Source organism: Microcoleus sp. B3-A4, assembly GCF_036705385.1.
Taxonomy (GTDB): Bacteria; Cyanobacteriota; Cyanobacteriia; order Cyanobacteriales; family Microcoleaceae; genus Microcoleus.
On sequence record NZ_JAUBUI010000002.1, the window covers coordinates 42,678 to 57,435 of the forward strand.

Below are 14,758 nucleotides of genomic sequence, written 5' to 3' on the forward strand. Positions count from 1 at the left end.
TCTCACTAAACTGGTTTATTGTAGAATAGTAAGTTGTTGATTGTTTATAGCAATAATGGCTCGACCGATAATTCTGCATCTAGATGGTGTAACAAAACAGTATTCCCAAGCAGCATCACCTGCGGTGGCATCTGTCACCCTGACATTACATCAGGGAGATATACTGGGGCTGTTGGGGCCATCGGGTTGTGGGAAAACAACGTTGCTGCGGTTAATTGCTGGTTTTGAACAGCTACAAGCAGGGACGATCGCTTTAGCAGGAAAAACTGTAGCCAGTGTTAATATGTCAGTGCCGCCGGAACAGCGAGACATTGGTATGGTGTTTCAAGACTATGCACTTTTCCCCCATTTGACAGTCGCAAAAAATGTAGCTTTTGGCTTAACGCATCAAGGAAAAGAGTCAAAGCATAATATTCAGAAAGGTGTCGCAGAAGCATTAGCGTTGGTGGGATTAGAAGGATTGGAAAACCGTTATCCCCATGAATTATCCGGGGGTCAGCAACAGCGAGTGGCCCTGGCCCGTGCGTTAGCCCCTAGACCTGCGATTATTTTACTAGATGAACCGTTGAGTAATTTAGATGTACAAGTACGGTTAAGATTGCGTCAGGAAGTCCGCGAGATTCTTAAAGCAACGGGAACCTCTGGTGTATTTGTCACGCACGATCGCGAAGAAGCACTTTCGATTTCTGATTGGGTAGCGGTAATGCGTCAAGGCCAATTAGAACAGTTTGGTACTCCAGAGGAAGTTTACCTACAACCCGCCTCTCGATTTGTGGCTGAGTTTGTGACGCAAGCTAATTTTGTGTCTGCATCGCTGAAGCAGGATTTTTGGGAAACAGAAGTAGGTTGTTTTGCTGTTAAAAAAGATTCATTTGTAAAAGTTCCTTGTGATGTTTCTACTGAAGGACAATTGATGATCCGGCAGGAAGATTTAAGTTTATTCTTAGATGAAGATTCGGCTATTGTGATTTGCGATCGCCAATTCTTAGGTAGAGAAAATCGTTATTGTTTAAAAACTCCTTCTGGAGAAAAGTTATATGCACTTACAACCACAGAAAATGTTTTTCCCATTGGTTCTAAAGTTCGGTTATCTTGTGGTGACAATTCTCCCTTAGCTTTCTTTGTCGGTAAGCCTAAGCCATAGCTAATTGCTAATGGCTAATGAGGAAAAAATCCTCCCCCTCTTCCCATCTCCCAGTCTCCCCCTCTTCCTTATTTAACAGGACTTACGCAGCCACACTAGATTTAGGGTGCCGAAAAATTGCCATCGCCTACAACTTCTTCCGATACATGATATAATGGGCTAGAGAACATGGGGGTAGCATAATATGGCTAATGCGACATCATTGGATAAATGATGGAGATGGAGGTTCGATTCCTCCTTCCCCCACAGATATTTTCTTAGTTATGACAAATGAGGAAATCTTGGAGCTTTATAAGCTGCAAAGCTGTAATGTAAGAAAGTTAAATCAAGTCAAGGAGAGTCTAATTAAGGATATAAACTTTTACCTAAGAAAATCAGATGACTTTCAGGTAGAGGTAAAAACAAAGCTTTTAGCTATTCTGTATGTTGCTTGGTCTGAAGCTCAATTTATTCAAATAGTTTACACTCCCTCCGCATTTTCTCCATCAGAAATTTACGACATTAAGAAGATTAAAAATAATAATGGACTGGCTAAGGGATGGGAAAAGATGGTAGATTTAGCTCTACAAAAGGTTGGTAAATGGTCAAAAAACTCAGACTTGCACAATAGAAGGAAAAAACTCTTTGAAATTATTAAAAATTACATATATTCTCCTAGTCTTTTGAGAAACAAAGTTGCTCATGGGCAATGGTTTCATGCTTTGAATACAGATAATACTGCCGAAAATATTGACTTAACGAAGAAGTTGGCCGAACTGGATTCTGTAGAACTAGATAAGCAATTTGAAGTTCATCAACGCTTAGGTTCAATTATCCGAGATTTAGTTCAATCCCCAAAGAAAGGTTTTCATCAGAACTATTGGGTTCACATGACCGACTTAGAAGAATATCTTGATAAAACCCGAGACTGGAACATTGAATCTAAAAAATCTAAGCTATTCTTGAAGCCTATAAAAAATATTAAAGATAACTGATTACTTATGTATCTTCTATCAGCACCAAAGCATCCTAATGCTTGCGTCGGTAGAAACGGCGACCCTGCAAGGCAGACGAGCAATTGCTGCTGGTGTTGATGCAAAGGTGTGGGTTGCTGCTGAATGCAACCGTTACATTTTTTACCGACAGGTGAAACCCATCGCCTGCAACTCCTTCCCATCCCTCGCCCTCTTTCTCTCTCTTCAAAAAATACAGCCACCACCAAGCCTGAAATCTGAATCTATCGCCTGCAATCGCCAATAGGCCGCCAATCGCTCTTTCTGTTGCTGTTGTCGATCGGCTACTGGGCCCTGGGCTTGTGCCCGTTGGCGTTCCTGTTAGGCTTCTTCCTCTCCATCAGCAACGAATACCCCTGGCTATCCCACCAGTCTAACCATTGCTGAGTCTGATTTTGATAACTGCCTTCCCATAGGCCCCATTTTACTCCTATAAGTTCGATCGGGTAGTGAAAAAAACAATATTAAAAAATAAAAGCCTTTCATGCCTGGACTAAAGTCACCGGGATGAAAAGCTTTTGCAGGTTTTAACCAGCCATTAATCTTGTTGGTTTGACAGATTTAAGCTAATTTTATTCAAATGAAAGTATGTTAATTTTCGGACTTCTGTCCTTGCGATTCTCGCACAGCAACTTCTGAATCCGGCTGATTCAGAGCCATTTCTAGAGATTTTGCAATCTCGACTGGCTCAGGAGTACGCTTAGAAAATCCCCAGACAAACATCAAGACGATACTGGAAACTAGCAGCCATTGCGGAGGAACTAAAGCCGGATTAATTACTTTCACCAACAACCGCATTCCCACGAACCCAACTGTAATGTAACCAGCACTTTCTAGGTGAACGAACTCATCCAGCCACCGGATGAACAACCCGGCCATGAATCGCAGGGCAATAATTCCAATAGTAGCGCCTGTTACGACGATAAAAGTGTCGTCAGAAACAGCGATCGCAGTAGTAACGCTATCCAAAGAAAACGCTAAATCCGTAAAAGCAATCATGGGAATTGCTTGCCACACAGACGCAAATCTGGGCCCATGATGTTCTCCTTCGGAGTCTGTCTCTGAAGTAAAATGTTGGAAAACAAGCCACAGCAGGTAGAGAGCACCAAGCAGTTCAAACTGCCAGTATTGGATCACCCAAGTAGCAGTTAAAATTAGGGCGATCCGCAGTACAAAAGCAATTATCAAACCCAAGTTGAGAGCTTTTTGCTGATCCTTGGCATCTTCTAAACCTTTAGAAATAGACGCCAGGGCGATCGCGTTGTCAGCCGAAAGTACAGCTTCCAAAGCCACCAAAACCAACAATAATAAAAAGCCGTCAACTCCAAAATTGGGTGAAGCGTCGAGAAATTGATCTATCATTAACTATTTTGTGCACCTAAGATTGCCAAGGGTCGAGCGCAGCGCAAATTACCCGCTCTGTCTAACATTAGTGTCACCTTCATTTAAATCTTAACCTAACGCGGTAATTCTGTGGGAGGCGATCGTCCCAATAACGTCCGAAGGAAGCAGTCCCAGGAAACAAGGAAAAATTCTGGCGTTGCACAATTTGAGGAGGCTTATTGTGGGTTAGGCGTCCCGCCTGCTATGAAAATACACGCTTTCTGGCTGCTGCGCCCATCCCACAAAACAATCACAATCATCCCGCAATTATCCAACACCCAAATTCTCCCCCTCCGACACTCAAAAACTGCGCCGCTGCGCCACTCGGCCGCTAGGTCACTCATCCCCGGACGCACCATTTGTGTTGCAAGTTGTAACAAATGATTCCCAAAAGCGCCAATTTGTCTCAAATTAGTGAAAGCTCGTGCCCGCGAAAAGGAGTTTTGCGAATATGTCTTTAACAGATACCCAAGTCTACGTAGCGCTCGTAATAGCTTTGATTCCCGGAATCATGGCTTTCCGGCTGTCAACTGAACTGTACAAATAGTTTCCAGACACCAGTTGCGAACCGCAAAATGCCTGCCTGACCAGTTAAATCTCTCGGATTACAGATACAGACAATTGCTGCCCCAGTGCAGTAGATTGTTTGTGTTCAGCAAGACGAGACTGCAAGGGCAGGCATTTTTATGGGGAAATTCCGTCTTCACGCCTCACTTTGTCTTAACAATTGTGGCTGTCAGCACCCTGACAAACAGCGGCGAGTGTGCGTTAAGCTCTGAATTTGCTCTTTGAACTCTAAAACGTCAGTCTCAGGTATTTGAAAAAACATTATGCAAGCGATTCAACCCACCGTTACCCCACTGCGTCCTGTAAAAAACTCCCCTCGGGTTACTCCTCGTCGCAGCAGCAGTCGCCAGCGTTCCTACCCTCACCAAACCCTCGCTGCAGAAACAGGGGTCAAGTTGGCAGTCAACATGGTACTTTCAGTCTGTGCCACTTCTGCTTTGCTTCAGCTTTGGCCTCACTACCGGGCGGTGCAAGAAAAATTGCACGAAATCCAAGCTGAAGTCAATCTTACCCAAGGGCGAGTAAATCAGTCGCGATCGGACTTTAACCGCTACTTTGACCCCAGCCTTGCTAAAACTGTGATGCAAGAGCAAAGCAACCAAGCTGACCCGCAGCAGCGTCCGGTGATTTTGCAAGAAGCCGAGGTACCTGACGCCGAGGAATCAACCCCGCAACCTTAACGGAAGCGGAGTTTTGGGTTTTGATATCACGTCCGACGTGCATCATTCTTTTATGTCATTGCTTCGCACAGCGAACAATGACAGATGAATCTGTCGGAACGTGATATCACTTTTGAGTTAAAGAGTTTTTAGGATCGTTGTTGTCTGTCCTTGCGAACGAAACGCAGAGACAGACTTAGACCTGTGTATTGACGCCTGCTGCAAGCTCAAAACTTCACACTCCGGCTTATACTGACTTTGCCAGCACGGTTTTATCTTTAAGTAGTTGCAGTGCAGCTTGATATTGCAAGTCTGCTTCGGTGCCAATTTGATCGCGCGCGATAGGTTCCCAAGGCACTACGCGATCGGGCGCAATCCCCAGCTTGTTAATATCTTTATGGTTCGGTGTCTCGTACTTAGCAACAGTCACGGCTAACCCGGAACCGTCAGATAAATCAAACAGCGACTGGATCAGCCCTTTGCCAAAAGTATTCTCTCCTACCAGTTGAGCTCTGCCGTTATCTTGCAGGGCACCAGCCAAAATTTCGCTAGCACTGGCACTTCCCTTGTTCACCAAAACAATCAGCGGATCGTTAGTTAGGGCTTGTCCAGAGGCTTCAAAACTGCCGAGAATGCCTTGTCGGTTCACCGTGTAGACGATCGTCCCGGAATCGAGCCACAAGCGGGCAATTTCAATTCCTGCTTGCAACAGTCCCCCCGGGTTGTTCCGCAGGTCGAGAATGTAGGCGGCAGCTCCTTGTTTTTCCAAGCGGTCGATCGCGCGAGCGACTTCCTCAGTAGCGTTAGCACTGAATTGACTCAAGCGAATGTAGCCCAGCGGCAAATTCTCCGACCCCGACTGCAATTCGGCGTAAACCGGATTCAGAGCAATGCGATCGCGCACTAGCTCAATTTCCTCAGCAGCGTCCCTTCCCTCGCGCCCCAAGGTCAAGGTAACGGCAGTGCCGATGCGGCCGCGCATTCGAGTTGCTGCTTCGTCTAGGCTCAATTCTGAGGTAGGAGTGCCATTAATTTTCAGAATGCGATCGAGGGGTTGGATGCCAGCTTTATCCGCCGGTGAGCCGGCCAAAGGAGCCACCACTGTCAGGGTATTTGTCTGGGGGTCGATCGCAATTTGCAGCCCCACACCCGTCAATTCTCCCGAAGTGTTGACCTGCAAGCTGCGGTACTGTTCGGGTTTCAGCAGTCGAGTGAAGGGGTCGTCGAGATTCGCCAGCATCCCCTGAATAGCCGTGTAAGTCTGCTGTCTGTCGTTAAGCGGTTGCTTGACAGCTTTTTCGCGAATCGACCACCAATTGTGATTGTTGAATTTGTCATCCACATAAGAGCGGTTAACAATTCGCCAAGCTTCGCTCAATAGCTGCTGTTCAGGAGTCAGGGCCGCGGCAGGCTGCGCCCACCCACCTAGAACTAGGACGACTTGGAGGCAAAGTAAAATAGCAATCTGGAAAACTCGTCTGTGCATGATTGTTCTGTAAAATACCAGTAAGTATTACATTTTATGTATTTTACGTTTGTACGCTGGGAAAGCTGTTGCAGATTTAACTCGCCTTTTGAACGATCGCGAGCGTCCCGCTGGCACTTGTAAATAAATATAAGCGATCGCAGCTAACTCCAATCTCACTGGTACTGACGGCGACGACAGCCTATCCGGCGATAGCGGCAGCGATACAATGGCCGGCAAACGCGGCAATGATACTCTCAGCGGTTTGGGCGGCAACGACTGGATACACGGCAATCAAGGCAATTATTCCCTCGACGGTGGCGACGGCGATGACACTGTTTACGGCGGCAAAGGAATCGATATTTTGTTCGGCAATAATGGGGAAGATATCCTATTTGGAAATCGCGGTCAAGATAGCTTGAGTGGAGGTGAAGGCAATGACAGTCTTTACGGCAGTCCAGCTAGCGATATTCTGCTTGGCGGTAACGGATAAGATTTTCTCAGCGGTGAAAACGGCGATGACAGTTTGATAGGAGGAAATGGGAGCGATCGCTTCTTAATTTCAGCCAATTCTGGCAGCGATATCATTTTCGATTTTGCGGATGGTATCGACTGATTCGCACTTGCTAAAAATTTAACTTTCTCGCAACTCTCTATTATCCATAGCAACAATTCAACTTTAATTCTACTGACAGCAACTAACCAAATTCTAGCTAGTCTCAATGGAGTATCAGCCAACCAAATTACCATCGCTGATTTTAGTTAAAACTACTTGATTTGCGATGCTGATTTTAGTTAAAACTACTTGAGTTGCGATCGAACTCCCCTTCAAGTATGGTGCGTGGCTATGATAATTATCGCTAATAGCAGCGATCTCGTAGCGACGCACCATACCAACGATGCAATATCGCGTTCGTTCGATCGATCTAGCGCAATAAGTAATATCATGTTCGGTCAATTGACCGTGATTTCCTAATGGGCGGATTCGCTTTAATCTTCTGCACAAATCCGAAATTTTGTAAACCCTTCCATTGCCATTATCTGATGGTCGATCGACCGAACATGATATGACAGGATTTACGCACGAGGCTCAAGGATAGGGGCAACCACGGGGGGATTGCCCCTACAGGACACTATATATAGGGGTAATGCGTAAGTCCCGATAAGATAGTGTTCGATCAAGTCCCGGTAACAACAACTGGCTTCGAGATACACTAGAGTCAATCGATTTTAGATTTTAGATTTTAGATTTTAGAGGCGACCCCACGGATAAATGCGGGGGATTGAGGATTTTAGATTTTCGATTTTGGATTGATTCCACGGATAAATCACGTGGCGGGTACCATCAAGAAATTCTTGGTAAATTCCGATCGGAAAGAGGGTTTGCAAGTTCAGCAACGCATTTTTCTCAAAACTGGCAAACTTCTGACCCACTGACTAACCCACTGACTGGACAACTTTGCCGCGCGATCGCATTATCTGCCACCTCAAGCGAACTCAGATTTTTCAGTGCTGCTAGAGGACTGAAATCTGCAACTGGATTGAAGCGGAGATTAAGCGATCGCAAATTTATCAGTTTTGCCAAAGGGCGAACATCTTTCACTTGATTGCCTTCAAGATTGAGCCCAGTGAGGTTTGTCAGTCCCGCTAGCGGACTAACATCTTCAATTTGCTTGCCCTTAAGGTTAAGAAACTTCAGATTTATCAGCCTCGCCAGAGGGCCGACATCTTTGATGTGGTTGCCTTCAAGGTAAAGGTAAGTCAGGTTTGTCAGTCCCGCTAGAGGACTAACATCTTCGATTTGATTGTTGTCGAGGTCAAGCGAACTCAGATTTTTTAATCCTGCTAAAGAGCTAACATCTTTGATTTGGTTATTCTCAATGTTAAGCGAACTTACGTTTTTTAGTCCTACCAGAGATCTGACATCTATTTGATTACCTTCAAGGTTAAGTTTCTCCAAATTTGTCATTTCTGCTAAAAAGCTGACATCTTTGATTTGGTTGTATTCTAGATCGAGCTGCTTGAGCTTTGTCATTCCTGCTAAAGAACTAACATCTTTAATTTGGTTATCTTGCAGATAAAGCCTAGTCAAATTTGCCAGTTTTGCCAGAGCGGTGATATCTTCTACTTGGTTGAAGCGAAGATTAAGCCAATACAAATTAGTCAATCCTGCCAGAGGGCTGACATCTTTGATTTGGTTGAGAGTGAGGATAAGCTCCTTCAGGTTTTTCAGTCTCGCCAGAGGGCTGACATCTTTGATTTGGTTGTTTTCGAGGTTAAGCTTATTCAGGTTGTTTAGTCCTGCTAGAGGGCTGATATCTTTGAGTTGATTACTTTCAAGGTCAAGCCTCTTCAGGTTTGTCAGTCCTGCTAGAGGGCTGATATCTGCGATTTTGTTGGCAATCAGAGCGAGCCAAGTTAGGTTTGTTAGCCTTGCCAAAGCTGTAACATCTGCAATCTGGTTTTTGTCAAGATTAAGCCCAGTTATATTTGTGAGTCCTGCTAGCGGGCTGACATCAGTAATTTTGTTATTGTAGAGGGCAAGCCTAGTTAGATTTGTGAGTCCTGCTAGAGGGTTAACATCAGCAATTTGGTTGTTGTAGAGGTCAAGCTCCTTAAGGTTTTTTAGTCCTGCTAGAGGGCTGAGATCAGCAATTTGGTTGCCGCCGACAGAAAGCTCCTTAAGGTTTTTTAATCTTGCCAAAGGGCTGACATCTATAATTCGGTTGCTGTGGAGGTAAAGCTCTTCCAAGTTTATCAATTCTGATAAGGGACTCAGGTCGCTGATCCCTTCCTGGTGGAGGTAAAGTTTAGTGACACTTAACAGATTTTTGGCAGCGAGTTCGCAATCATTTGTACCTGCTTTTGCTAACAGCACCTCTACAGTGATTCTCGCCTCGGCTGACAAACTGGCTTGCTTTTGGCACCACTCTTTAAAAGAACTCCCGCTATTAGGTTCGGCGGCTTGAGCGATTCCCCATCCCCAGCCACTGAACGCCCACATATTTATTATCAGAGCAACTGTGCTAATCGATTTCATAGTAGATCAACTCCGCATAAGATTAAGTAGGGTGTGAGACGGCTAAAAATGACGGCTCTCCTGGCTATCCGGTGATTGATATAGCTTATGTGTCTTAGGGTAAGGATTTCAGCGATTTCATCACTAAAGTTTTGTAATTTTCGATACACTTCCAACCACAAATCCAAGAGAGCCAAAATGACTAAAATCAATGGTAACATTGGAGAATTGCCGTCACGCACCGTCCGGGTTAAATGGTGCGTTACGCTGTCGCTAACGCACCCTACGTATTTCAGATATCGCCTTCAGTATAGTTAAATAAAGATAGTGCATATCCTCAAAGATAGTGTATATCATCACTATCGATGAGAAATATGTCACATTGACAGCAATCTGTACTTTCTGTCGATCGAGGATTGAACCATGCGTCTACATCTAGTCAGCCTCAGCTTTGCCACTCTGCTGCTTTCGCTCATCTCTCCCTTGTTACCATCTACCTTGAGTCTCTCGCCTTTAGTCGCGCAGGCGCAAACAAATCAAGATCGGAAAGCTATAGGCGATCGCCTGTTCAGAGAAGGTGAATATCTGAATGCAAGCGACAGCTATGCAGGAGCTATCAGGAAATTCCAGGAGGCCTTATTGATTTATCAAGAAATAGGGGACAAAGCAAGCATTGGAGAAACTCTCTACAACATTGGATATGTTTACTACAACAAGGAAGAATATCAGCAAGCCTTGGATTACTTCCAGCAAGCTTTGCCTATTCTACGGGAGGTAGGCGATGGGGAGGGGGAATTAGTAAACCTCAACCTGATGGGGAGAATTTACGCCGATCAAGGTGGTCAACTGGCCAAGCAAAGTCAATATCGAGAAGCTTTAGAGAAATTTCAGCAACTCCTGGTTATTCAGAGAAAACTTGGTCAGAAGGAAGCGGAAGGGTTAACTCTCAACCTAATTGGGATAGCTTACACTAACCTGGGAGAGTATGAATTAGCCTTGAATTTCTATCAGCAAGCCTTAGCTATTCCTCCACCCTATTTCGCGCAAGATAGGCTGTCAAAGCTGTTTAACGCGGGGAGGCTTTACGAGGCGCTAGGACAGTACGAACTGGCTTTGAAGTTGTATCAGGAATCCTTAGAAATCTCCAGAGAACGTGTACTACTTGTATTTGACAGCAGGGGCGCGATTGGCAGCATTGGGGGTGAAGTCAGAAATCTCAACGCGATCGCGAGCAATCACTCCAGGCTAGGAAATTACGAATTAGCCTTGAAGTTCTATCAGGAAGCCTTAGCAGTCCTCAAAACAATTGATGACAAAACAGACAAAAAGAACCTGGAAGGAGGAACGCTCCACAATATAGGGGTTGTTTACCTCAAACAAGGAAAGTATGAATTAGCCTTGAAGTTCTTGCAGGAAGCTTTAACCATTCTCAAACCACTTGGCTACACGAAGTCGGAAGGGGTAATTCTCAGTAATATTGGTCAAGTATACTTTGAGCAAGGAAAGTATGAATTAGCCTGGGATTTTTATCAGCAAGCCTTGGTAATTCTCCAGGAATTTGGCGACAAGGCGGATGAAGGACACGCTCTCAAAAACATCGGGTACTTGCTAGAGAAACAGAATCAGCCCGAATTGGCGATTGTGTTCTTCAAGCAATCAGTAAACGCCAGAGAAGTGATTCGCAAGAATATCAAGGGACTTCCTCAAGAATTCCAGCAATCCTACACAGAAACCATTGCTAAAGATTATCGCCACTTAGCCGATCTCCTCCTGAAACAAGACCGAGTTCTCGAAGCCCAACAAGTGATTGATTTACTCAAAATTCAAGAACTGGAAGATTATCTCAGCAATGTGCGCGGCAACGACCAAACTGCTCAAGGAATTCCCAATACTCCCTCAGAACAGCAAATTCAAAAAGGCTACGAAGCCCTTTTAAATAAAGCAATTCAACTCGGTAAAGAACTCGTCAACATCGAAAAGATTCCACCTGCTAACAGAACCCCCGCCCAGCAACAGCGTATTCTTGATTTGAGAAAAAATCAGCAAGAAATTTCTCAACAGTTTCAAGAATTCCTCAAAAGTCCAACCGTAACTGCACTGGTGGCGCAACTGAGGCAAGTCACGGGTGGAGAAACTCTCAATCTTGCCAATTTCAATAGTTTACGAGACAACCTCCAAAAGCTGCAACAAAATGCTGTTATTCTCTATCCCTTGGTTCTGGATGAGCGATTGGAACTGATTTTAGTTACCCCTTATTCTCCTCCGATTCGCCGCACGGTGGCTGTGAAACGGGAAGAACTTAATAGTGCTATTGCTGATTTTCGTCGTAATATAACAAATCGGAATGGCAATATTGCCGATTCTGAAGTTGCGGGTCAAAAGCTTTACCAATTGTTGATTAAACCGATTGAAAAAGACTTAGCACAAGCCGATGCTAAAACTATTATCTACGCGCCTGATGGACAGTTGCGCTATATTCCGCTTGCTGCCTTACATGATGGCAAACAATGGTTAGTGGAGCGCTTCCGCATTAACAATATTACTGCTGCCAGTCTGACTGATTTTAATACAAAACCTCAAAATGATTTGCAAGTTATAGCGGCTGCTTTTACCCAAGGCAGTTATCAGTTCAAAGTTGGGACGAGAGATTTCACAATGTCGGGACTGCCGTTTGCGGGTCGAGAAGTGGAAAATTTAGCGACGACAATTCCGGGTACAATGAAACTATTGGACAATCAATTTAACCGCGATACTGTGTTGTTGATGAATGATTATTCAATTGTTCATCTTGCGACTCACGCGGCTTTTTTAGTTGGTGAACCGGAAGATTCTTTTATTATGTTCGGGAATGGCGATCGCGCCACGCTACGAGAGATCAAAACCTGGTCATTACCCAAGGTGGATTTAATCGTCCTGAGTGCCTGCCAAACGGCTGTAGGCGGCAGATTAGGTAACGGTGAGGAGATTTTGGGGTTTGGCTATCAGGTGCAGCGTACAGGCGCTAGGGCTGCGATCTCCACGTTGTGGTACGTAGACGATGGTGGCACGCAAGTCTTGATGGATGCCTTCTATGCCGCCTTGAAGCAAGAGAATATGACCAAAGCCGAAGCCTTACGCCAAGCGCAAATTGCCCTGATTACAGGCAACTCTGTAGCATTAGGACAACAACCCATTAGCAGCGCGCCGTCACAACTGAGTAACAGCCTGAGCCACCCCTTCTACTGGGCACCTTTTATTCTGATTGGCAATGGTTTGTGAATCGATCGACCCAAAAGGTAAAGTTTTACGATCGAGATGAAATTTGGCCTCTCCCGGCAAACCTGTTTCCGGCTCGGACTGCTTTCTGTAGCTCAGCCCTACCCGCATAGTAGCTTGGGCGGATGTTGAGATTCCGAAAAAAGCCTTTTAAGTGTCCAAAAAGCGATCGCCAGCGTGAAAATTGCACGGCAATTATGTTACATTTTTTATCACAGTCTGGAATTCGATCGGGCAACGCCAGCGAGTAGGGACAAGCCACCGCTTAGTTTCCCAGGGCTTGCAGGCGATCGCACAATAGAGTTCCTTTCGTCAGCTCCAAATTAAAAAAATAGCCTCAGGCATTTGCTAGTAAAAGCAAGCTGCTCGGCGCGGGGCGACAAAAAACCTTGTGGCTGCTGCCCTGAACCTCAACCACAGCAATATTCTTTTAGGAATTCTGGCTCCATGTTTTCTAAACAAATCACCGACTCAAAAACCTACCAGTGGTTTGAGGAACGCCTGGAAATTCAGGCGCTCGCCGATGACATCACTACAAAGTATGTACCCCCGCACGTCAATATTTTCTACTGCTTGGGCGGAATTACTTTAGTTTGCTTTCTGATCCAGTTTGCCACCGGATTCGCCATGACCTTCTATTACCGTCCTACGGTAGCAGAAGCTTTTTCTTCAGTGCAATACCTGATGAATGAAGTCAACTTCGGCTGGCTGATCCGCTCCATCCACCGCTGGTCTGCCAGCATGATGGTACTGATGATGATTTTGCACACCTTCCGGGTTTACCTGACCGGCGGCTTCAAAAAGCCCCGCGAGTTAACGTGGGTGACAGGAGTAATCTTGGCAGTCATCACTGTTTCTTTCGGCGTGACCGGCTATTCGCTGCCTTGGGATCAAATTGGTTACTGGGCGGTTAAAATCGTTTCGGGCGTCCCCGAAGCCATCCCGGTTGTCGGCTCTTTGATGGTTGAACTGCTGCGTGGCGGTGTCAGCGTCGGTCAAGGCACTTTGACTCGTTACTACAGCTTGCACACATTTGTGTTGCCTTGGCTGATTGTAGTGTTCATGCTGGCTCACTTCTTGATGATTCGCAAGCAAGGTATCTCTGGCCCGTTGTAAGTTTTGAGTTGTGGGGGCGGTATTTTTTTGCCCCCCGCTGCATTTTGAGTTGAAAATTCAGAATTCATCACTCATGATATTTATTTACGGTCAATACTTCCTGCGATCGCGCCGCTGATTCAGACTAACGAATACAGCGGAATCCCAGGCCCGGGTAAAACTAAAAGGAGAACACTCTCACTATGTCTATTATCAAAAAACCAGATTTGAGCGATCCAGACCTCCGCGCTAAGCTCGCTAAGGGCATGGGTCACAACTATTACGGCGAACCAGCTTGGCCTAATGACTTGCTCTACGTTTTCCCTATAGTAATCATGGGAACGTTTGCTCTTTGCGTCGGTTTGGCTGTACTCGACCCGGCTTTGGTTGGAGAACCGGCTGATCCTTTTGCTACTCCGCTGGAAATTCTGCCGGAATGGTATTTGTGGCCTGTGTTCCAACTCCTGCGCGTTTTGCCTAACAAATTGTTGGGTATTGCTTGCATGGCTGCTGTTCCCCTTGGCTTGATTTTGATTCCGTTCATTGAGAGCGTTAACAAGTTTCAAAATCCGTTCCGCCGCCCTGTTGCTACTACTGTTTTCCTGTTGGGAACTGCGGTAACTCTGTGGTTGGGTATTGGTGCTATTTTCCCGATCGACAAATCTTTCACTCTGGGTCTTTTCTAAGATTTAAGTTTGCTTGATTTTGACGCCTGCGGATTTCCTGTAAAGTGCTTTTGTACTCGTGGGAAACTTTAGCGGGCGTCATTTGATTTTAGATTTTAGATTGAAGAATTGGGGATTGGGGATGGCATTTGATTTTAGATTGAAGAATTGAAGGATTGTAGATTGGGGATTGGGTATTTTTAGCTCTATTATTTAATAATATTCAGTAATTAATTCTCTGATTTTATTCACTTAAATTCAGAAGCAGACAGAAGCCTAAAATATTATATCTAAATATATATATAGCAATCTTAAATGAGTCGTAATTTTTTGACCCCAGCCCAACCGTCCCCTTAGTAATGGGAGGGAGTAATAAATTCACAAATGATTTAGGATTGCTATATAATCACAAAGAAAACCATAGTATTTTGTAGGGGCAAGTTCCTGTAAATATCTATGGTTAGGTCTGGCTCTGAGAGATTGGGGCTAATACTTTAGATGCAGAAAGTAGATC

The 14,758-nt window shown here is 45.1% G+C and carries 15 protein-coding genes, 1 tRNA gene and 1 pseudogene; 11 read left to right on the top strand and 6 right to left on the bottom strand.

Annotated features, from left to right (window positions below; translation table 11 throughout):
* The first annotated feature begins 55 nt into the window (after window positions 1-55).
* The 4 genes from QUB33_RS01680 to QUB33_RS01695 all read left to right on the top strand — a co-directional run bounded on the left by QUB33_RS01680 (window position 56) and on the right by QUB33_RS01695 (window position 2,383).
* Window positions 56-1,144, top strand: a complete 1,089-nt coding sequence (locus QUB33_RS01680; RefSeq protein WP_333346376.1) for an ABC transporter ATP-binding protein — start codon at window positions 56-58, stop codon at window positions 1,142-1,144.
* 170 nt (window positions 1,145-1,314) lie between these two features.
* A tRNA-Ser gene (locus QUB33_RS01685) sits at window positions 1,315-1,390 on the top strand.
* 17 nt (window positions 1,391-1,407) lie between these two features.
* Window positions 1,408-2,118, top strand: coding sequence for a hypothetical protein (locus QUB33_RS01690; protein ID WP_333346379.1), 711 nt, complete (start codon window positions 1,408-1,410; stop codon window positions 2,116-2,118).
* A gap of 37 nt (window positions 2,119-2,155) precedes the next feature.
* A complete protein-coding gene (locus QUB33_RS01695) occupies window positions 2,156-2,383 on the top strand; it encodes a hypothetical protein (RefSeq protein ID WP_333346382.1) in 228 nt (75 codons plus the stop codon).
* A gap of 344 nt (window positions 2,384-2,727) precedes the next feature.
* Here QUB33_RS01695 and QUB33_RS01700 read toward each other — a convergent pair whose 3' ends face one another.
* Window positions 2,728-3,498 (bottom strand): TerC family protein, encoded by a 771-nt coding sequence (locus QUB33_RS01700; protein WP_333346385.1) that lies wholly within the window; start codon window positions 3,496-3,498, stop codon window positions 2,728-2,730.
* Window positions 3,499-3,695: 197 nt separating this feature from the next.
* Window positions 3,696-3,929 (bottom strand): hypothetical protein, encoded by a 234-nt coding sequence (locus QUB33_RS01705; RefSeq protein WP_333346387.1) that lies wholly within the window; start codon window positions 3,927-3,929, stop codon window positions 3,696-3,698.
* A gap of 41 nt (window positions 3,930-3,970) precedes the next feature.
* On the opposite strand from QUB33_RS01705, the gene psaM reads away from it, so the two are divergent.
* Together psaM and QUB33_RS01715 are read left to right on the top strand one after the other, a co-directional pair.
* Window positions 3,971-4,066 (top strand): photosystem I reaction center subunit XII, encoded by a 96-nt coding sequence (gene psaM / locus QUB33_RS01710; RefSeq protein WP_190660159.1) that lies wholly within the window; start codon window positions 3,971-3,973, stop codon window positions 4,064-4,066.
* A 283-nt stretch (window positions 4,067-4,349) separates the two neighbouring features.
* The gene (locus QUB33_RS01715; protein WP_190660161.1) at window positions 4,350-4,766 is read left to right on the top strand and encodes a slr1601 family putative cell division protein; all 417 of its coding nucleotides are present in this window, start codon (window positions 4,350-4,352) and stop codon (window positions 4,764-4,766) included.
* Between the two features lie 226 nt (window positions 4,767-4,992).
* Here the strand turns inward: QUB33_RS01715 and ctpA are convergent, their stop codons facing one another.
* Window positions 4,993-6,231 carry a carboxyl-terminal processing protease CtpA gene (gene ctpA / locus QUB33_RS01720; protein WP_333346391.1) on the bottom strand — a complete coding sequence of 413 codons (1,239 nt, stop codon included), beginning with the start codon at window positions 6,229-6,231 and terminating at the stop codon, window positions 4,993-4,995.
* A gap of 136 nt (window positions 6,232-6,367) precedes the next feature.
* On the opposite strand from ctpA, the gene QUB33_RS01725 reads away from it, so the two are divergent.
* Complete coding sequence (locus QUB33_RS01725) at window positions 6,368-6,703, top strand: calcium-binding protein (protein WP_333346714.1); 336 nt, start codon at window positions 6,368-6,370, stop codon at window positions 6,701-6,703.
* Between the two features lie 3 nt (window positions 6,704-6,706).
* A pseudogene (locus QUB33_RS01730) lies at window positions 6,707-6,826 on the top strand (calcium-binding protein); the annotation flags it as partial.
* A gap of 114 nt (window positions 6,827-6,940) precedes the next feature.
* Here QUB33_RS01730 and QUB33_RS01735 read toward each other — a convergent pair.
* Window positions 6,941-7,168: a hypothetical protein gene (locus QUB33_RS01735; protein ID WP_333346395.1), complete on the bottom strand. Its 228-nt coding sequence runs from the start codon at window positions 7,166-7,168 to the stop codon at window positions 6,941-6,943.
* 450 nt (window positions 7,169-7,618) lie between these two features.
* Window positions 7,619-9,250, bottom strand: a complete 1,632-nt coding sequence (locus QUB33_RS01740) for a leucine-rich repeat domain-containing protein (RefSeq protein ID WP_333346398.1) — start codon at window positions 9,248-9,250, stop codon at window positions 7,619-7,621.
* Window positions 9,251-9,652: 402 nt separating this feature from the next.
* Between QUB33_RS01740 and QUB33_RS01745 the strand changes: the two genes are divergently transcribed.
* The gene (locus tag QUB33_RS01745; RefSeq protein ID WP_333346400.1) at window positions 9,653-12,487 is read left to right on the top strand and encodes a CHAT domain-containing protein; all 2,835 of its coding nucleotides are present in this window, start codon (window positions 9,653-9,655) and stop codon (window positions 12,485-12,487) included.
* A 25-nt stretch (window positions 12,488-12,512) separates the two neighbouring features.
* Here the strand turns inward: QUB33_RS01745 and QUB33_RS01750 are convergent, their stop codons facing one another.
* Window positions 12,513-12,746, bottom strand: a complete 234-nt coding sequence (locus QUB33_RS01750; RefSeq protein ID WP_333346403.1) for a hypothetical protein — start codon at window positions 12,744-12,746, stop codon at window positions 12,513-12,515.
* A gap of 185 nt (window positions 12,747-12,931) precedes the next feature.
* Here QUB33_RS01750 and petB point away from each other — a divergent pair, with 185 nt between their 5' ends.
* Together petB and petD are read left to right on the top strand one after the other, a co-directional pair.
* Window positions 12,932-13,600: a cytochrome b6 gene (gene petB, locus QUB33_RS01755; RefSeq protein WP_333131877.1), complete on the top strand. Its 669-nt coding sequence runs from the start codon at window positions 12,932-12,934 to the stop codon at window positions 13,598-13,600.
* Window positions 13,601-13,782: 182 nt separating this feature from the next.
* Window positions 13,783-14,265, top strand: a complete 483-nt coding sequence (gene petD / locus QUB33_RS01760) for a cytochrome b6-f complex subunit IV (RefSeq protein ID WP_172190422.1) — start codon at window positions 13,783-13,785, stop codon at window positions 14,263-14,265.
* Window positions 14,266-14,758: the final 493 nt, after the last annotated feature.

Bases quoted from the DNA above. Each gene is read 5' to 3' on its own strand.
- QUB33_RS01680 (WP_333346376.1), top strand. From the start codon at position 56: ATGGCTCGACCGATAATTCTGCATCTAGATGGTGTAACAAAACAGTAT.
- QUB33_RS01690 (WP_333346379.1), top strand. From the start codon at position 1,408: ATGACAAATGAGGAAATCTTGGAGCTTTATAAGCTGCAAAGCTGTAAT.
- QUB33_RS01695 (WP_333346382.1), top strand. From the start codon at position 2,156: ATGCTTGCGTCGGTAGAAACGGCGACCCTGCAAGGCAGACGAGCAATT.
- QUB33_RS01700 (WP_333346385.1), bottom strand. From the start codon at position 3,498: ATGATAGATCAATTTCTCGACGCTTCACCCAATTTTGGAGTTGACGGC.
- psaM (WP_190660159.1), top strand. From the start codon at position 3,971: ATGTCTTTAACAGATACCCAAGTCTACGTAGCGCTCGTAATAGCTTTG.
- QUB33_RS01715 (WP_190660161.1), top strand. From the start codon at position 4,350: ATGCAAGCGATTCAACCCACCGTTACCCCACTGCGTCCTGTAAAAAAC.
- ctpA (WP_333346391.1), bottom strand. From the start codon at position 6,231: ATGCACAGACGAGTTTTCCAGATTGCTATTTTACTTTGCCTCCAAGTC.
- QUB33_RS01740 (WP_333346398.1), bottom strand. From the start codon at position 9,250: ATGAAATCGATTAGCACAGTTGCTCTGATAATAAATATGTGGGCGTTC.
- QUB33_RS01745 (WP_333346400.1), top strand. From the start codon at position 9,653: ATGCGTCTACATCTAGTCAGCCTCAGCTTTGCCACTCTGCTGCTTTCG.
- petB (WP_333131877.1), top strand. From the start codon at position 12,932: ATGTTTTCTAAACAAATCACCGACTCAAAAACCTACCAGTGGTTTGAG.
- petD (WP_172190422.1), top strand. From the start codon at position 13,783: ATGTCTATTATCAAAAAACCAGATTTGAGCGATCCAGACCTCCGCGCT.